Genomic DNA, 18,376 nt, shown 5'->3' with positions numbered 1-18,376 from the left:
GCCTTATGCCTTGTTATGCGCGCCGCGCCAGAAAAGGACCTGCTCGGCAGCGGCGATCAATGCATCGAGCGCGACGGGTTTCGTCAGGGACAAATCGAACCCCTTCGCCAGCGTGCGATTCTCATCCGCACTGCTCGTAAATCCTGTCAGCGCAATCGCGGGCAAGCTCGCAAGCCGTGAGTTCGACCGCACCTGATCGATGAGTTCGTAACCGTCCATGCCGGGCATGCTGATGTCGCAGAGCATCAGGTCGACGGATTCGTGATCGAGGTACGCGAGCGCCTCGCTGCCGCTGTGCGCGGTTGCCACCACAGCACCTTCGAGCTGCAGCAACGCGGCGAACGCGCTGGCGGTTTCCGAGTCGTCGTCGACCACCAGTATGCGTACACCGGCAAGCAAACCGTTGCGGTCGTGCGCAGTGTCGTTGTGCCCCGGGCCGCCGTCGACGATTGGCAGCCAGACACGCATCAGAGTTCCGCGCCCGGCGCCTTCGGATTGCGCGAGTACGCGCCCCGCATGCATTTCCGCAAGTTGCTTGACGAGTGCGAGCCCGATACCCATGCCGCCGCCCGTCTTGCGCCGCGCTTCGATTCCCTGCGAGAACATCTCGAAGATATGCGGCAACAGCGGCGCTTCGATGCCGAGGCCGGTATCGGCGACATCGATGCACAGTTCCTCACCTTCCTGCGTCAGCCGCACGGAAACCGTCCCACCGCGTGGCGTGAACTTCAGCGCGTTGGAAAGCAGGTTCCACACGATCTGATCGAAGCGTACGGGATCGACCTTGGTCCAGAGCGGCTCGGCGAGGCCATCGAATGAAAGCGTTATGCCGCGCAACGCCGCTTCGGACTCAATGGCGTCCGCAATGGTCGCAAGCATCTGCGAGACGTCGCTCATCGCGAGATTGAGCGCGAGCTTGCCGGTGCGTACGCGCGACAAATCGAGCAAGTCGTCGATGATCTTCGCCTGTCCCAGCACCGCCCGCTGAATAGCGTCCGCCGCGAGCTGGATGGCCGCCACGCCACGCGCTTCCGGAATGCGCGGCAACATCTCCGCCTTCACGTGAATCAGGTTGAGCGGATGCTTCAACTCGTGCGACAGCACAGCCAGGAAATCGTCCTTCAGCCTGTTGGCGGCCTCGGCCTGCGCCCGCACCGCACGCTCTTCAGCAAGCTGCGTCTGGCGCGCGTCCTCCTGCGTCTTGCGGTCGGTCAGGTCGCGCACGATCTTCGCGTATCCGGTGAATTTCGGATCGTTCAACGGCGTCACCACGCCGCTGCAATAAACCTTGCGGCCGCCCTTCGCGAGATGCCAGCGTTCGTCGTCGGCGCGGCCATCGTGCTGGGCGATATCACGCTCGCGCTCAGGCACGCCTTCCTCGTTATCCTTCGAGGTGTAGATCACATCGATGTTCTGCCCCACCGCCTCGTGCTCCGAGTATCCGAACACGCGCTCGGCCCCAGCGTTCCAGCTCACGATACGGCCATCCGGGTCCTGCACGATGATCGCGAAGTCGTTGGTCGTCTGGGCCGCCAGCCGCAGGCGTTCTTCGCCGGCGCGCACACTCGCTTCGGCACGGCGTCTCGCGGTGGTTTCAACGAGACTCAGCACCGCGCCGTCGATACGATCGTCCGCCGTCCGGTACGGAAGCAAGCGCGCGAGGAACCAGCGGCCGTCGTTGGTCGCCACTTCGCGTTCGATCAGACGCAGCGACTGGAAGGTGGCGCTGACGTCATCGGCGAGTTCAGGATATTTCAGCTTGTGCGTGATGTCGAAAAGCGAACGCCCCACGTCGGCGCCAATCAGGTTGAACACCGTGGTTGCGCTCGGCGTGTAGCGCTTGATGCACATCGCGCGATCCACGAAGACGGTTGCAATGTCCGTGGACGTGATCAGGTTCTGCAGGTCGTCGTTGGCCTTGCCGGTTTCCTCAATCTTGGCCTGCAGCTCCGCATTGACCGTGATGAGTTCTTCATTGACGGATTGCAGTTCTTCCTTGCTCGTCTCGAGTTCTTCCGTCGCCGATCTCAGCTCTTCGTTGATGGCCTGCAATTCTTCATTCGACGCCTTCAGTTCTTCGGTCGATGTTTCGTACTGCTCGATAGTCGTCTGCAACTGCTCCTTGCTCAGGTGCAGTTCCTGTTCGAGCTGCTGCATCACCGTGTCGTGACCCGCGTGGTGCTCCGTTGCCACCGCGTTTTCGGTCATCGCTTCCTGTACCTCGTCGAACAGCACGAGGATGAAGTCGGCGTCGGCGGCGGCATCGTGAAAGGGACGCACGGTCATGTTCACGAACGACGGATGACCATCGCGCTGCAGCTTCACGCGTCGCGCTTCCACGCTGTTGCCGGTTTGCACGGCCTGAAACAGCGCCGTGCGCAGATCGAGCCGCAACTCGGGCAGGACCACGGCAATCAGGTTGCTCGAAGGCTCGCCGCCGACGTAACGCAGGAAACGGCCGGCGTTGTCGGACATATGCACGATCTTCGAGTCGCGATTCACGATCACGCTGGGTGGCGCGTATTGCTCCAGCACGCGCTGGTGCAACGCGCTGAACGAGAAATTGCGGCGCCCTGGAATCAGCGCATACCCCTCTTCTTCGACGTTCGTGTAGCGTCCCTGGTTCGACATGCTCGGCGTAGTAAGCGCAGGCCGGTTCGGCAACTTGGCGGCCTTCGCGCGATACACGCGGTTCTTCTTGTCCACGACCGTAAACAGGTCTTCGACCGAATCGGCGGACTCGGAGCTGCCCAGGAACAGATACCCGTTGGGATAAAGCGCATAGTGAAACATCTCGAGCACCTGATGCTGCACGCTGCGATCGAGATAGATCAGCAAGTTGCGGCACGAGACCATGTCGAGCCGCGAGAACGGCGGATCGCGCAGCACGTTGTGCATGGCGAACAGGATCTTCTCGCGAATGCTTTTCACGACCTCGTAGTGCGCGCCCGTCTTGACGAAGAACTGCCGCAACGAAGACGGCGGCACGTCCGACATGATCGATTCCGGATACACGCCGGCACGCGCACGGGCGACCGCGCTTTCATCGATATCCGTGGCGAACACCTGGATGTTTGCGGTGGAGCGCAGCAACTCCCGCTGCTCCGTCAGCAGCATGGCGAGCGAATACGCTTCTTCTCCCGACGAACATCCTGCAACCCACGCCCTGACCTGATCGCCGTCGTTCTTGCCATGAAACAGCGCGGGCAGCACATTGCGCTCGACCGACTCGAAGGCTTCACGATCGCGGAAGAAACTCGTCACGCCGATCAGCATGTCCTTCAGCAACGCGCCCGTTTCCCGCGGATTTTCCCGTAGCAGGTTGCGATACTTGATCAGGTCCGGCACGCCGTTCACCTGCAGGCGGCGCTCGATACGGCGCAACATGGTCGCGCGCTTGTAGAAGCGGAAGTCGTGGCCGGTACGCGAGCGCAGCGTGGACAGGATGTCCTGCAGCGCAACCTCTGCCTCGCCACGCCGGTCGGCCCGGTCGTTCAGAGTCAACGCGGGTGCATCGATGTCCGGCAACGCGATACGTTTGGCGTTGTTCCAGATATCCAGCAGTCGTTGCGGCATTTCGACGACCGGCAGAATCAGATCGACTTGATCCGTCTGAATTGCGTTCTGTGGCATCTCACCGTATTCGGCGTCGTTCGGTTCTTGCGCGAGCGTCACGCCGCCGCGCTCCTTGACGGTGGCGATCCCAACCGCGCCGTCGCTGCCGGTACCCGACATGACAATGCACATGACATGCTGGCCATGTGCCTCCGCGAGACTGCGGAACATCCTGTCGATGCTGACCGGGCGCCCCGTCTGAGACTCGGCATCGCTCGCGTCCAGATGCCCGTCCGTCATGGTCAGGCTCTTGCCCGGCGCGATGACGTACACGTGGTTTGGTTCGATGGGAGTCGGCCCGCTGACCTGCAACACCCGCATGCGGGTCACGTTCTGCAAGACCTTGTCCGCGCTGCTGACGTGCTTGGCAGAGAGGTGCAACACGACGACGAACGCCATGCCCATATCCGCCGGCGCATTTTCGAAAAAGCGCAGCAGCGCCTGGACGCCGCCTGCGGACGCGCCTATGCCGACCACCGGAAAGCTTAGTGTACTCGACCGGTGCGCAGCTCCCGGACCGTCCCCGGTTGCGTTCTCACGGCTCGCGTCATCGCCAGGTGGCGGCGCCGTTGATGTTGGTGTCTCACTCACTCCGTGGGCCTCGGTTCATGACGCTTCAATGGTCGATAGGTGCCGGTTCGCTTGCTTGAACGCGCGCGCGGCAACGATGATCCTGGCAGGCACATCAATGCGAATACCACGGGAGGAAAACGCCCCGATGCTCGTTCTTTTACGACCTTCTTGAATCTGGAAGCGTGTTGCCCGATCAGGCAAGGACGGTGGCCATTATATTCAAACAGCATTTTTTAGGGACAGAAGCACATGATTTCAAAGGTGATTCGTACCTATGTTGCCGTCGTGTCCGCCAGGTCTGGCGGCTGCCGCGCGTCGAGTTCGCCGCCGGTGTCAGATGGCGGCTCCTGCACCAACGGTTCTACGTCCGGCGCTCCTCCGGTCAAGCTGCCTTGGCCGACCCGGGCTGTCCCGCTGTTACGTTTTCAGATCCATCGACAATTTTAACTCCTATGTGGGTTCAGCCGGCACAAACACCGAATGCAGGGCGCAATGCATGTTCTGCCGGGCGACCGCGTTGCCCCGATGCATGGAATCCGGCAGTTGTATGGACGGTCGGAAAAACCTGCATGACCCCACTTTTCTTTTTGATCCGCGCCCAATTTTTGGCGTCAACTTTTCCGTCGGGTGCCCGTTAATTCACTGGAAGCAGGTTGAAACTCCGAATCACTCGATGGAACCCGCACCATGGCATCACTCCCTCTTTTCGACCATTCCCCACAGACCAATTTTGTGGCGCCGAGCCGCCTCGAACTAAACCAACGCGAACAACGGCTCGTCGCAGACATGCGCGACAGCCTTGCCGCAACGTTTACGCTCGCCATTGCAGGGGTGCTTGCGAGCGTCATGTTGGAGGCCTGGGACCTTCCCGCTACGTTCATCCTCGGTCTCCAGGAAATCGTGGGCGTGGTTGTGTTCGCGACATGCACCTGGTTAATGTATGAACGCGGCGAGAAAAAACTCCGCCTGTACTCCTTCGAACCGGCAGACCATACGATGACCGGCGAAATCCGTGCGCTGCTAAACCGTCTGCCGGACGGCGCGGCTTATCAGCGAGCAATCGACGCCGAACAGCGTCCGTACACGACCGGCGAACTCGAAGAGATTCGCACACGCGCGAGGGCGTTCTTGCCAGCCGAATAAACCTTGGCGTCTTCGCTGCGGGATACGTCCTGTCGAACGCGGACCTGAAATCGTGGGAGAGCATCCCGGCATCAGGTCCGCGTTTTGCGTTTTCGGTCGGACCATGTCAGCCCGAAGACGCCATGCCAGAAAATATCTCGCACCCGTTGGTCGTGTCCCCGCACTTTGACGACGCCGTATTCAGTTGTGGTGCTTTCATCGCGGCGCATCCGGGGTCGGTGGTCCATACCGTCTTCTCTGGATGCCCTGCTGAAGACGTGACAACTGACTGGGACCAGCACTGCGGCTTTACTAACGCAGCAGAGGCGATGCGTGAACGCGCATGCGAAGACGATTTCGCGCTGGAAATCCTGGGTGCGGTCGCTGAGCGCGGCGACTTTCTCGATGCGCAATATGCTCCTTACGGGACGGCTCCGACCGTCGAATCAATCGCGAGCAAGCTTGGCGTAGCAGTGCGTCTTCATGCTGCTCGCACCCTTCTTGTTCCCCTGGGCCTGTTTCATTCGGATCACGAACTCGTGCACCGCGCATGCATCGATGTGTGGAATGCAAGCCCTGCGCTCATGTGCTTCGCTTACGAAGACGCCCTCTACCGCCGCATGTCGGGCCTGTTGCAGGCGCGTCTCGCGGATCTTGCCGCACGAGGGATCAGTGCGACGCCTGAGCCCGGACATTGGCGCGCGAACCAGCACGACCAGGCGCTAAAACGCGAGGCGGTCAAAGCGTACGCAAGTCAGCTCAAGGCGTTCGGACCGGAGGGCTACGACGATGTCTTTTGTACCGAACGTTGCTGGAAGCTCGAACTAGCCAAATGAAAAGCGATGCGCCTAATATTGATTTCGAGCCCGTACCCGAAACGGCAGCAAGGGCAAGGATATCGGTGGTGGTGCTCACCTACAACCGCTGCGCGCAGGTGCTCGAAACGCTCAGCCGGCTTTGCGCGCTGCCGGAGCAGCCGCGCGTGGTGGTCGTCGACAACGGCTCGACCGATGGCACCCCGCAGCAGATTGCCGAATGCTTCCCCTATGTGACGCTCATCATTGCGCAGACGAATCTCGGCGCAGCGGGGCGCAATGTCGGCGTGAGCAGCGTCACCACGGAGTACGTAGCATTTTGCGACGACGACACGTGGTGGCACGCCGGATCGCTGCAACGGGCGGTACAACTGCTGGACAGCGCGCCGCGGGTAGGCGTGCTCAATGCCCGTATTCTCGTGAATGAGGCCGGCGAAACCGACGACACGTGTCAACTCATGGCGCGCAGCCCGCTCGACGCAGCCGGCCTTCCCGGTCCTTCGTTGATCGGATATATGGCGGGAGCCTGCGTCTTCCGCACGTTGCTCTATCGGCAGATAGGGGGTTACGAACCGCGCCTGTTCATTGGCGGGGAAGAAGAGCTGGTGGCGCTCGATGTGCTCGCGAGCGGCTTTGCGATCGTGTACGCAGACGAACTTGTTCTTCACCATCATCCGTCACCGATACGCGACAGCAGCTTGCGCCGGCGCATGCTTGCCCGCAATGCGGCGTGGGTTGCGTGGATGCGTCTACCATGGCGCGAAGCGTGGAACACCACGCGCGTTGCCATCAAGATCATTCGCCGCGAAGGCACTTTTCCCCGCGACGCTTTCTCTTTGTTCGCGGCATTGCCGTGGGCGCTCGCGCGGCGTCGCGCGATTCCTGACGACGTCGCACGCATGCGCAGGGCGGTACATCTCGCCGAACGCACATACACCCGGTATTGAGCAGTCACGACACGACGCACCCTAAATGAAACGCAGGGGAAACGCACGCAAAATAAATGCGTAGGTATCGCAACGAACCAACGCTTCTTTCGTTCGCTTCACGAGTGGCACAACGAATGCTGTGTCTGGTCCAGCCGCCCAAGCTTCAGCGGGCGCGACCTGCTCCAAGCCAAGACCTTCTCCAGGGACACCATCGTGAAGATCGCACTCATCAGCGAACATGCATCGCCGCTCGCTATTGCCGGCGGCGTCGACAGTGGCGGACAAAATATCTACGTGGCGAATGTGGCGCGTCAACTTGCCCGAAAGGGACATCAAGTCGATGTCTTCACACGCTGCGACAGGTCGTTGTTGCCGCTGATCTCGAAGTTCGAGGGAGTGCGGGTCATCAATGTACCGGCGGGGCCAGCAAGGCAACTGCCCAAGGAGCAACTGCTGCCATACATGGAGGAGTTCTCGCGATTCGTGATCCAGTTTTTCCGAAACGAACCCACGCGCTACGACGCCGTACATGCGAACTTCTTCATGTCAGGCCTCGTTGGCCTTCGCGTGAAGGAAGCCTTGGGCGTACCGCTCGTCACGACCTTCCATGCGCTTGGCCGCGTGAGGCGTCTGCATCAAGGCCCGGACGACGGTTTTCCCGATGATCGCGTTGATATAGAAGACGCGCTGGTACGTCGTTCGGATTCGGTGATAGCCGAATGCCCGCAGGATACGTCGGATCTCGTGTCGCTTTACGGTGCGGACCCAGCGCGGATCGACCTGGTGCCATGCGGTTTCGACAGCGACGAATTTCATCCGTCTGATAAAGAATCAGCCCGCGCCGAATTGGGGTGGCCGCAAGACCGCTTATCGTGCTGCAGCTTGGACGGATCGTCCCGCGAAAGGGGATCGACAACGTGGTGCGCGCGATTGGTCTGTGCAATGGCAAACAGAGTGGCGCGGCGCATCTCTATGTAGTCGGAGGCAATTCCGATGAGGCGAACGAGATCGCCACGCCGGAGATAGGCCGCCTGCGAGGAATCGCACAGGAATGTGGCGTGACCGATCGTGTTCATTTTCTCGGACGGCGTTCGCGCTCCCGTTTGCGTCTCTACTACAATGCGGCAGATGTATTTGTGACAACACCGTGGTACGAACCGTTCGGGATCACACCGCTCGAGGCCATGGCGTGCAGTACGCCTGTGATTGGCGCCGACGTTGGCGGCATTCGTTACTCGGTCGCCGACGGTCAGACCGGATTGCTGGTTCCACCGAAGGATCCGGCTGCACTGGCAAATGCCCTGATCTTGTTAAAAAGTAGTCCTGATCTTGCACGAACGATGGGCGAGGCGGGTCTCGCACGCGCACGCGAGATGTTCACATGGGACGGTGTTGCGGACGCGCTAGCAAGCGTTTACGCGCGCGTTTCAGGCATTACTGCAAACGAGGGAGAAGTCGCAACCCTGCGCGCCGTCGGGGGCGCGTCGGCATGAAGTCACAGCCAATAGCGCCCGCGCCGAGGGGCCCGGACAGGGCCGTCTTTCTCGACAAGGACGGGACTTTGCTTGTCGACGTTCCGTATAACGTCAAACCTGAACTAATGCAGCTCGCGCCTGGTGCGCGTGAGGCCTTGCAGATTTTCTCGCGCCTCGAGGTTCCGCTCTACGTGATCAGCAATCAGAGCGGCGTGGCGCTGGGCAAGTTTCCTGTCGAAGCGCTGGACGCCGTTGAAGACCGTTTGCATGAACTCGTGTCGGAATGCGGCGCAACATTGTCCGGCGTCTACTGGTGCTTTCATCATCCGGAGGGCATGGTCGCGCCCTACAACCGCTCGTGTGACTGTCGCAAGCCGCTGCCAGGCATGTTGCTCAACGCGTCGGACGATCATCACATTGCGCTCGCGTCGAGTTGGTTCATCGGTGACATTTTGGACGACGTGGAAGCAGGAAACCGTTCGGGGTGCCGCACCATTCTTATCGATAACGGCAACGAGACGGTGTGGCGTCGCGGACCGTACAGAGAACCTTTGTGCCTGGCGCCCGATCTCCACGAAGCTGCGCGTGTAATCGAAAAAGCCACGCAAACCTCGGAGCTGGTCCAATGAAGCAGGGACCCATGGTCAATATCGTCATCGAGTCGCACGCGCGCGCGCCGGCTACACGGTCCGCGCAACCCTGGGGCGACAATATCAAGCGCATCCTGTGCATTCGCCTCGACAACCTCGGCGACGTGCTGATGACCACGCCCGCTTTGCATGCGTTACGGACGTCGGCGCCGGGACGGCACATCACGCTGCTGGCGTCGCGATCGGGTGCGCAGGCGGCACGTTATATCGATGACGTGGACAACGTGATCGAGTATGAAGCGCCCTGGGTCAAGAACAACCGTACCGCCAATGCCGCGACCGACCTCGACATGCGCTCGCATCTTCAGGCGGAAGGTTTCGACGCCGCCGTGATCTTCACCGTATATAGCCAGAACCCGATGCCTGCCGCCATGTTGTGCCACCTTGCAGGCATCCCGAGGCGGCTCGCGCACTGTCGTGAGAACCCGTATGCGTTGCTGACCGACTGGGTTGCGGAACCGGAGCCGCAGACCGGCACGCGTCACGAAGTCGAACGGCAACTTGCTTTGGTGCAGCACGTCGGCGCGCACTCGAACAATACGCGCATGCATTTCGACGTGCGCCCGGACGACATCGACTCATTGGCAATCAAGCTTGCTGATCGGGGCCTCTCGATCGACGAACCCTTCATCACGATGCACCCCGGCGCCACGGCAGCATCAAGACGTTATCCCGCCGAGCGGTTCGCACAGGCAGCCGCGCAACTCGCCGACACGACCGGCTGGCCTGTATTGATCACAGGCGGCCCGGATGAAGCCGAGGTTTGCACCCAGGCGGGCGGATCGCACTGGATGACGGTCAACCTTGCCGGCGTGCTCGAACTCGGAGAGCTTGCCGCGCTGATCGCACGCACGAAAGTGCTGATCTCGAATAACAGCGGGCCGGTGCACATTGCGTCTGCGCTGGGTACACCCGTCGTCGATTTATATGCGCTGACCAACCCGCAGCACACGCCTTGGCAGACACCGCACCGCGTGCTCCACCACGATGTGCCGTGCCGCTGGTGCTACCGCAGCGTCTGTCCCGAAGGACACCATGCGTGCCTGACGGGGGTACCGGTCGAACAGTTAGTGAGTGCCGCCATGCAGCTTCTGCACGACGAACCCGTATCCACAGCAACGCAAGCAACCTTCGCGACCTCGTGAACCCTTCTCCTAATCAAGGCGACTGAACCATGTACACATTGGGCATCAACGCGGTGTATCACGACAGCGCCGCTGCGCTGATCGAGGACGGCGTAGTCATTGCAGCCGCAGAGGATGAACGCTTCACGCACATCAAGCATGCGAAGCGGCCTGTGCCGTTTTCCACGTGGCAACTGCCTTTCGATGCCATCGACTATTGCCTTAAGGAAGCCGGCATCGAACTCGCGGATGTTGACCACGTTGCGTATTCGTACGATCCGAAGCTGCTTTCGTCCATGCCGACGCACGCGGGCGCGACCATCGAATTGCCGCTCGAGCCGGGGCTCAAGCCGCTGTCGAATCCTTCGGAATCGCCGTGGGACCCCTTGTTTTTAAGCTACATCATGAATGCGCGTGCGCAGTTGATCGACGGCGCACCGCATCATCTGATGAACCGCTTTCGCAGCGACGGGCGCGCGATGCGCTTCGAGTGGCATTACGTCGACCACCATCTCTCGCACGAAGCGAGCGCGTTTCTCGCGGCGCCGTTCACCGATACCGCCGTGCTGACCATGGACGGCCGCGGTGAAGGCGTGACAACGAGCCTCGGCCAATTTGTCGATGGCGAATACAAGCGGCTGAAACAGGTGGAGTTGCCGCATTCGCTTGGGCTTCTCTATGAAACGGTAACCGGCTATCTCGGCTTCCTGCACTCCTCCGATGAATACAAGGTGATGGCACTCGCCTCCTACGGCAAACCTGAGCACATCGATGCGTTCCGCGAGATCGTCAAGTACCGGCAGGACGGCACTTATACAGTAGACGCGCCACGTCTTGTAGAACGCTTCGGGCCTGCCCGCGAACGCAGCGGCCCGCTTGAACAACAACACTTCGACATTGCCCATTCATTGCAAGCCGTGCTGGAAGAAACCGTGCTGAAACTCGCTGGCTGGTTGCACGAACAAACCGGTCTCGACAAACTCTCCATGGCCGGGGGCGTGGCGCTGAACTGCGTGATGAATGCGCGCGTACGCGATCACAGCCCGTTCAAGGAAGTCTGGGTGCAGCCTGCATCGGGCGACGCAGGCACCGCATTGGGCGCCGCGCTCTGGATCGACTATCGCGAGCGTGCGGAAACGGGTGACCGCTCGCGCAAGTGGCAGATGGATCATGCGTATCTCGGCCCGGAATACGCGGATGGCGAAATCGAGCAATTGCTCAAGTGGACCAAGGCGCCGTATCGGCGGATGCATGATATAGCGGCTGAAACGGCTGACATCCTTGCGCAAAATAAGGTGATCGGCTGGTATCAGGGACGCACGGAATTTGGTCCGCGCGCACTTGGCGCACGTTCCATTCTCGCGTCGCCCATCGATCCGTCCATGCAGTCCAAGCTCAACGAGATCAAGGATCGCGAGGACTTCCGGCCGGTCGCGCCGGTCATCATGGAAGAGTACGCCAGCGAGTGGTTCGTGGACGGCGGTGTAGCGCCGTTCATGTTGTTCATCTTCGATGTACACCCCGCAAAGGAAACGCAGATCCCTGCTGTGCGGCACGTCGACGGCACCGCACGCGTGCAGACAGTGAACCGCAATCAGCATGCGCTTTACTACGATCTGATCGATGCCTTTCGCGAACGCACAGGCGTGCCCGTGCTGGTCAACACGTCCTTCAATACGCGCGGCGAACCAATGGTTAATTCTCCGCGTGACGCGCTGGAATCCTTCTGGACGTCGCCGCTCGACGCACTCGTGATCGGTTCGTTCCTGATCGAGAAGAATGGGGTCCGCGCATGAGTACGTTCGCGGCGAGCCCGACTGATGCTTTCGAAAACGTGCTGCGTAAAGGCGAGAAGTCAACGGATGATTCGCGGTTCGCCGCAACGCCCGACATCTCCGTGGTCGTGCCGACCTACAAGCGCCCGGCGATGCTCGAACGCTGCCTTGCGTCGATCCTGACGCAGGACTATGACCCGGCGCGCTTCGAGATCATTGTCTGCGACGATGGTCCGGACGATGCAACCCGCGCAACCGTTGAGCGCATCGCACACGAGCGCGCGAAGACCGGACCGCGCGTACGCTATCTGCCCGTCACCGCGACACAAGGTCCGGCTGGCGCACGCAACGCGGGCTGGCGTTTATCGCGAGCGAGCAGCATTGCGTTCACCGACGACGATACGCAACCCGACGCGCGCTGGTTGTCATCAGGTATGAACGTCCTTGCGCAAGGTTCGGGCGCCGTGGCGGGACGCATCATTGTGCCGTTGAGCGGCCGTCCGACCGACTACGAAAATGATGCGGCCGGCCTCGCACACGCAGAATTTGCAACGGCCAATACCTTTGCACAACGCTCGGCGCTGGAACGCATCGGAGGATTCGACGCCCGGTTCACCGCCGCGTGGCGTGAAGATTCCGACTTGCATTTCGCGTTCATGGAAGCAGGCATACCGATCGCCCGTGCCGATGATGCGATCGTGCTGCACCCGGTACGTCCCGCACGATGGGGCGTAAGCATGTCGCAACAAAAGAAGAGCCAGTTCGACGCGCTGCTGTACAAAAAATACCCGGCGCTGTTCAAAGCCCGCATTCGCCGCGCACCACCGATGCTGTATTACGCGATCATCATGGCGGCCATCGTTGCGGTCGTTACCGGCGCTTATGGCCACGCACAGCTTTCGGGTCTGTCCGCCATCGCTTGGCTTGCGTTGACCGCATGGTTTTGCATCACGCGTCTCACGCATACCTCGCGCGCACCATCGCACCTAATGGAAATGGCGTGCACCTCCGTCGTCATCCCTTTCCTTTCGATCTACTGGCGGCTCTATGGCGCGCTGAAGTTCAAGGTGCTCTTCTTATGACCGAGCGCATCGCGATCTTTCGTGCCTTGCAACTCGGTGACATGCTGTGCGCCGTTCCCGCGTTGCGTGCATTGCGGCAAGCGAAGCCCGGTGCGCATATCGCGTTGATTGGCCTGCCATGGGCGCAAAGTTTCGTCACACGCTATGCGCATCTCGTCGATGAGCTGATCGTTTTTCCTGGCGCAATCGGCTTCCCGGAGCAAGCGGAGACCAACGAGCATCTGGAAGGCTTCTGGCAGGACATGCACGCACGTCGCTTCGATCTCGCCATCCAGATGCACGGGAGCGGAGGCATCGCCAACGATATCGTCGGGCGGATGGACGCATCTTCAAATGCAGGCTTCGTGCAACCGGGCGAGCCGCAACGAGATGGCGTGTTTGTCGAATGGCCTGAAACGCTTAATGAAATCCTGCGCTATACGACGCTGATGCAGGCCCTGGGTTGCGGCGCGGATGATACAAATCTGGAGATTCCGCTAAATGATGAAGACCTTGCGGAATATGCCCGTCTGGCGCGTGTTTTCGGGCTAAGACCCGATCGTCTCGTGCTGATCCATCCCGGCGCTCAACTGCCTTCGCGCCGCTGGCCTGCTGAGCGCTTCGCGCAAGTTGCATCGGCACTTGCCGGCGAAGGCTGGCAAATTGCGATCACCGGCGCGGCAAGCGAGCACTTGCTGACCACGAGCGTCGCCTCTGCAATGAGGGGCCGTGCAATCAACCTCGCAGGAAAAACGTCGTTGGGCGGTCTTGCCGCGCTGGTATCGAACGCTCGGCTGGTGGTCTGCAACGATACCGGTCTTTCGCACGTCGCCGCCGCAATGAAAACGCGCAGTGTAGTAGTCGCGTCAGGCAGCGACACCCGCAGATGGGAGCCGCTCGACCGCGACCGGCATCGCGTGCTCGCCGATTATCCGTCTTGCCGCCCATGCGCGTTTCGTGAGTGTCCCTACGGACATCCGTGCGCACTCAACGTGCATGCAGAGCACGTGGTCGACGCCGCCTTGAACCAACTCTCACACTACGCGACCACTCATGCCGAATGACGCTCAACGACGCCTGCGCGTTCTTACATGGCATGTGCATGGCAACTATCTCTACTACCTGACCCAGGCGCATCATGACTTCCATCTTGTGACGAAACCCGGCAATCCGCCAGGGTATGCCGGTGCCGGTGGTGTTTTGCCATGGGGCGCGAACGTGCATGAAGTGCCTGCAGAACAAGTCGCATCGCAGGAATTCGATGTAATCCTGTTCCAGCATAAGACCCAGTGGGATGACGACCGCGTCAATCTGCTGAGCGATGCGCAACGCCGCCTACCGCGCGTCTATATTGAACATGATCCGCCACAGGAAAACCCGTTCGAGCAGCGTCATTGGGTAGACGATTCCGACACGCTCCTCGTCCATGTGACGCATTTCAACAAGCTCATGTGGGACTGCGGCGCGACACCGACACGCGTGATCGAGCACGGCGTGATCGTGCCCGATGGAGTGCGGTACACCGGCGAGAAAGAACGTGGCATTGTAGTCATCAATCATCTGCGGCAGCGCGGCCGGCGTCTGGGTAACGATGTCTACGCCGATGTTATCAAGCACGTGCCGCTGGATCTCGTCGGCATGGATGCGCAATCAGCCGGCGGTCTGGGTGAGATCGGCAATCTGGAACTTGCGGCGTTTTCGGCGCAATATCGGTTCTTCTTCAACCCTATCCGATGGACCAGCCTGGGTCTCGCCATTGTCGAAGCGATGACCATCGGCATGCCGATCATCGGGCTCGCGACAACCGAACTCGCAACGGTGATTCGCAATGGCGAAAGCGGTTACATCGACACGAACGTAGCTGCGCTGGTCGATGCGATGCAGCGTCTGATCCGCGATCCTAAAGAAGCGCGTCTATTGGGCGACGGCGCACGCAAGGTCGCCATGGAGCGATTTCATATCGACCGGTTCGTAGCGGACTGGAACGAGACCTTGCGTCATGTCACGAGCTAACTCAAGCATCCGAGGATCATCATGAAAGAACATCATCGCAGGCGCATTCTGGTGACCGGCGGCGCCGGATTCCTCGGCTCGCATTTGTGCGAACGACTCGTGGCGCTCGGGCATGACGTGCTGTGCGTCGATAACTTCTATACCGGGACGAAGGACAACATTGCGCACTTGCTCGACTGCGCGAACTTCGAGCTGATGCGTCACGACGTGACGTTTCCGCTCTATGTGGAAGTGGATGAAATCTACAACCTCGCGTGCCCTGCTTCGCCGATTCATTATCAATACGATCCGGTGCAGACAACGAAGACCAGCGTGCACGGTGCGATCAACATGCTCGGCCTCGCCAAGCGCGTGAAGGCGAGAATCTTCCAGGCATCGACAAGCGAAGTCTATGGCGACGCCCGCGTTCATCCACAACGGGAAGACTACTGGGGACACGTCAATCCGCTTGGACCTCGCGCGTGTTACGACGAAGGCAAGCGCTGCGCCGAAACGCTTTTCATGGATTATCGGCGGCAGCATGGTTTGTCGATCAAGGTCGCGCGGATCTTCAATACGTATGGTCCGCGCATGCATCCCGCAGATGGCCGCGTCATCTCTAACTTCATGATGCAGGCGCTAGCAGGAAAGCCGATCACCATTTACGGCGACGGCTCGCAGACGCGCTCGTTCTGTTATGTCGATGACATGATCGATGCCTTCATTCGCCTGATGAACAGCCCTGAAGATGTGACGGGACCCATGAACCTCGGCAATCCATACGAGTTGTCGATGCTCGCGATTGCGCGAAGAATAATCGAGTCGACGGGGTCGTCGTCGGAAATCGTGTTCGAGCCGTTACCCATGGACGATCCATGTCACCGGCAGCCGGACATCACGTTTGCGAAGAACACGCTTGGCTGGCAACCGACTACGGAACTCGATGACGGACTGAAGCGAACCGCCGATTATTTCCGTCGGCTGACGAAAGAAGCTGAACACCGTGCGAAGTTGCCCGCGCCCGTTTGACCTCGGCGGCGTGGAATTCCTTCGTAAAACGGAACACCACGCGTGCCGACCTAGCTCTTCGAAGGCAATACGCCAGCCAGCACCTGTTTGGCGGTATCGAGGATCACGCTGCCTTGTTCGGGATCGCCCTGCAGCAAGGTCGAAGCAAACGCCTTCGCCTGCTTGACCGTGATGTGCGGCGGCAGCGGCGGCACGTTCGGGTCCGTCTTCACTTCCAAAAGCACCGGCAGGTCCGAAGCCAGGGCTTCATCGAATGCGGCGCCGAGACGCTCGGGATCGTCCACATAAATCCCCTTCATGCCGATCAGTTCCGCGAACTTGTGATACGGGACGTCGGGAATCTGCTGCGACGCTTCGAACTTGGGATCGCCCTCCATCACGCGCTGCTCCCACGTCACCTGATTCAGATCCTGATTATTGAACACCACGCAGACCCACGCGGCGTCGGTCGGCTTCCGGTATTTCATCAGCGTGATCAGCTCGGCCATGTTGTTCATCTGCATCGCGCCGTCGCCGACCATCGCAACCACGGGACGATCACGATACGCAAAGCGCGCAGCGATCGCATAGGGAACCGCTGCGCCCATCGATGCAAGACCGCCTGAGAGCGAGCACATCATGCCGCTTTTCACCTGAACGTCGCGTGCGTACCAGTTCGCGCACGAACCCGAGTCACTCGTGACGATTGCGTTGTCCGGCAGACGTGATGAAAGCTCGAGCGCCACGCGTTGCGGATTGACCGGCGTCGCGCTTTGCATCGCGCGGTCGTGAAGCGTCTCGTGCCAGCTCCGGTTCCATCGCGAGATGCGGTCGCGCCAGCTACCTTGCGTCTTTTGCTCGAGCAGCGGCAACAGCGCCCGCAAGGTCTCGGCCGCGTCGCCCTGCAGGTTGACCTCCATTGGGTAACGCAGGCTCAGCATGTCGCCCTTCAGGTCGATCTGGACGCCGCGCGCCTGGCCTTCCTTCGGCAGGAATTCGGCGTATGGAAAGCCCGAGCCGATCATCAGCAACGTATCGCACTCGGCCATCAGCTTGTAGCTCGGCTCCGTGCCGAGCAACCCGATGGAACCAGTGACCCAGGGCAGGTCATCAGGCAAGGCAGCCTTGCCGAGCAACGCCTTTGCAACGCCGGCACCAAGTTTGTCCGCTATCGCGATCAATTCCTCTCTTGCGTTGAGCGTGCCTGCGCCGGCAAGAATCGCGACCCGCCGCCCATCGTTGAGCACCGCAGCCGCGCGTTCGAGATCGGCGGCATAAGGGACGACCTTTGGTGCGGTCCAGCCCACGCCCGAGTGCAACGTTCCATGTGCACGTTCCGGTTCTTCGTAGGGCATTTCCTGCAAATCGTTCGGCAGGATGATCGCCGTCACACGACGCTCGGATAACGCGATCCGTACCGCACGATCAACGAGATGGCGAACCTGCGAAGGCACCGTAGCCTGCTGCGCAAAGGAGCCGGCGACATCCTTGAACAGCGACGACAGATCCAGCTCCTGCTGATAATGGCCGCCAAGCGCGGTGCGTGCGTGCTGCCCGACAATGGCGAGCACGGGCATGTGGTCCATGCGAGCGTCGTAGAGGCCGGTAATCAGATGCGATGCACCTGGTCCCGAGGTCGCGATACACACGCCGAGTTCGCCCGTGAACTTGGCATGCGCGCATGCCATGAACGCGGCCATTTCCTCGTGCCGCGCCTGAATGAACTCGATCTGGTCTGGCGCGCGGCGCATTGCACCGAATACGCCGTTGATGCCGTCGCCGGGATAACCGAACATCTTGCGCACGCCCCACGCATGAAGCCTCGCCACGATAAAGTCGCCTACTGTCTGCGCCATTGCATGCTCCTGCACGTTATCTGCGTTTATGTGAAAAAGCGCGACTGCGAAGCCGCGCTTTTCCGGTCAGCCCTTCTTGCTTGTTACTGTCCCTTCGTGTCGCTGCTTGCGTCCGCGCCCGACATGTTGGTCGTGTCCGTCGCGGACTTGCGGGCCATCTTCTTGTGCGTCTTGCCGCTCTTGGCCATCGTGCCGGATGCAGGGTCGCCGCCGCTCGTCATACCGGCGGTCGCGGCGCTATGCGCATTGCCGCCGCCTGAGCCACCGTTACCATTTCCGCCACCGGCATTACCGCCCGCACCACCGCTTTGCGCCAATGCGATTGTCGATACGACGGCGAACAAACCTGCCAGAACAATGCGCTTTCCATCTTTCATGACG

Annotated in this window: 13 protein-coding genes and 1 pseudogene; 11 read left to right on the top strand and 3 right to left on the bottom strand. The window is 60.6% G+C overall.

Going from position 1 to position 18,376, the window contains the following annotated elements:
* Positions 1 to 3: 3 nt before the first annotated feature.
* On the bottom strand, positions 4 to 4,092 hold the full coding sequence (locus AX768_RS24920) for a CheR family methyltransferase (protein WP_062002788.1): 4,089 nt from the start codon (positions 4,090 to 4,092) through the stop codon (positions 4 to 6).
* A 783-nt stretch (positions 4,093 to 4,875) separates the two neighbouring features.
* Between AX768_RS24920 and AX768_RS24915 the strand changes: the two genes are divergently transcribed.
* The 11 genes and pseudogenes from AX768_RS24915 to AX768_RS24865 all read left to right on the top strand — a co-directional run bounded on the left by AX768_RS24915 (position 4,876) and on the right by AX768_RS24865 (position 16,160).
* Positions 4,876 to 5,331 (top strand): hypothetical protein, encoded by a 456-nt coding sequence (locus AX768_RS24915; RefSeq protein WP_062002787.1) that lies wholly within the window; start codon positions 4,876 to 4,878, stop codon positions 5,329 to 5,331.
* A 122-nt stretch (positions 5,332 to 5,453) separates the two neighbouring features.
* Entirely contained in the window at positions 5,454 to 6,146 is a 693-nt protein-coding gene (locus AX768_RS24910) for a PIG-L deacetylase family protein (protein WP_062002786.1), read from the top strand.
* Entirely contained in the window at positions 6,143 to 7,072 is a 930-nt protein-coding gene (locus tag AX768_RS24905) for a glycosyltransferase family 2 protein (protein WP_062002785.1), read from the top strand. The genes AX768_RS24910 and AX768_RS24905 overlap by 4 nt, the downstream gene beginning before the upstream one ends.
* A 195-nt stretch (positions 7,073 to 7,267) precedes the next feature.
* A pseudogene (locus AX768_RS24900) lies at positions 7,268 to 8,547 on the top strand (glycosyltransferase family 4 protein).
* Positions 8,544 to 9,158 carry a D-glycero-alpha-D-manno-heptose-1,7-bisphosphate 7-phosphatase gene (locus AX768_RS24895; protein WP_062002784.1) on the top strand — a complete coding sequence of 205 codons (615 nt, stop codon included), beginning with the start codon at positions 8,544 to 8,546 and terminating at the stop codon, positions 9,156 to 9,158. The pseudogene AX768_RS24900 and the gene AX768_RS24895 overlap by 4 nt, the downstream one beginning before the upstream one ends.
* Entirely contained in the window at positions 9,155 to 10,324 is a 1,170-nt protein-coding gene (gene waaF / locus AX768_RS24890) for a lipopolysaccharide heptosyltransferase II (protein WP_062002783.1), read from the top strand. The genes AX768_RS24895 and waaF overlap by 4 nt, the downstream gene beginning before the upstream one ends.
* 29 nt (positions 10,325 to 10,353) lie before the next feature.
* Positions 10,354 to 12,099, top strand: coding sequence for a carbamoyltransferase family protein (locus AX768_RS24885; RefSeq protein ID WP_062002782.1), 1,746 nt, complete (start codon positions 10,354 to 10,356; stop codon positions 12,097 to 12,099).
* Complete coding sequence (locus AX768_RS24880) at positions 12,096 to 13,160, top strand: glycosyltransferase (RefSeq protein ID WP_082779066.1); 1,065 nt, start codon at positions 12,096 to 12,098, stop codon at positions 13,158 to 13,160. The genes AX768_RS24885 and AX768_RS24880 overlap by 4 nt, the downstream gene beginning before the upstream one ends.
* Complete coding sequence (locus tag AX768_RS24875; RefSeq protein WP_062002781.1) at positions 13,157 to 14,203, top strand: glycosyltransferase family 9 protein; 1,047 nt, start codon at positions 13,157 to 13,159, stop codon at positions 14,201 to 14,203. Before AX768_RS24880 ends, AX768_RS24875 begins: the two co-directional genes overlap by 4 nt.
* Positions 14,193 to 15,152 carry a glycosyltransferase family 4 protein gene (locus AX768_RS24870; RefSeq protein ID WP_062002780.1) on the top strand — a complete coding sequence of 320 codons (960 nt, stop codon included), beginning with the start codon at positions 14,193 to 14,195 and terminating at the stop codon, positions 15,150 to 15,152. The genes AX768_RS24875 and AX768_RS24870 overlap by 11 nt, the downstream gene beginning before the upstream one ends.
* A 21-nt stretch (positions 15,153 to 15,173) precedes the next feature.
* Positions 15,174 to 16,160, top strand: a complete 987-nt coding sequence (locus tag AX768_RS24865; protein WP_062002779.1) for a UDP-glucuronic acid decarboxylase family protein — start codon at positions 15,174 to 15,176, stop codon at positions 16,158 to 16,160.
* Between the two features lie 50 nt (positions 16,161 to 16,210).
* Here the strand turns inward: AX768_RS24865 and AX768_RS24860 are convergent, their stop codons facing one another.
* Together AX768_RS24860 and AX768_RS24855 are read right to left on the bottom strand one after the other, a co-directional pair.
* Complete coding sequence (locus AX768_RS24860) at positions 16,211 to 17,995, bottom strand: thiamine pyrophosphate-requiring protein (protein WP_062002778.1); 1,785 nt, start codon at positions 17,993 to 17,995, stop codon at positions 16,211 to 16,213.
* A gap of 83 nt (positions 17,996 to 18,078) precedes the next feature.
* On the bottom strand, positions 18,079 to 18,372 hold the full coding sequence (locus tag AX768_RS24855) for a hypothetical protein (protein WP_062002777.1): 294 nt from the start codon (positions 18,370 to 18,372) through the stop codon (positions 18,079 to 18,081).
* Between the last annotated feature and the right edge of the window lie 4 nt (positions 18,373 to 18,376).

Source organism: Burkholderia sp. PAMC 28687 (assembly GCF_001577465.1).
Classification (GTDB): Bacteria; Pseudomonadota; Gammaproteobacteria; order Burkholderiales; family Burkholderiaceae; genus Caballeronia.
The sequence above is the reverse complement of the archived record's forward strand: the minus strand, read 5'-3'. Positions and strand labels throughout refer to the sequence as shown.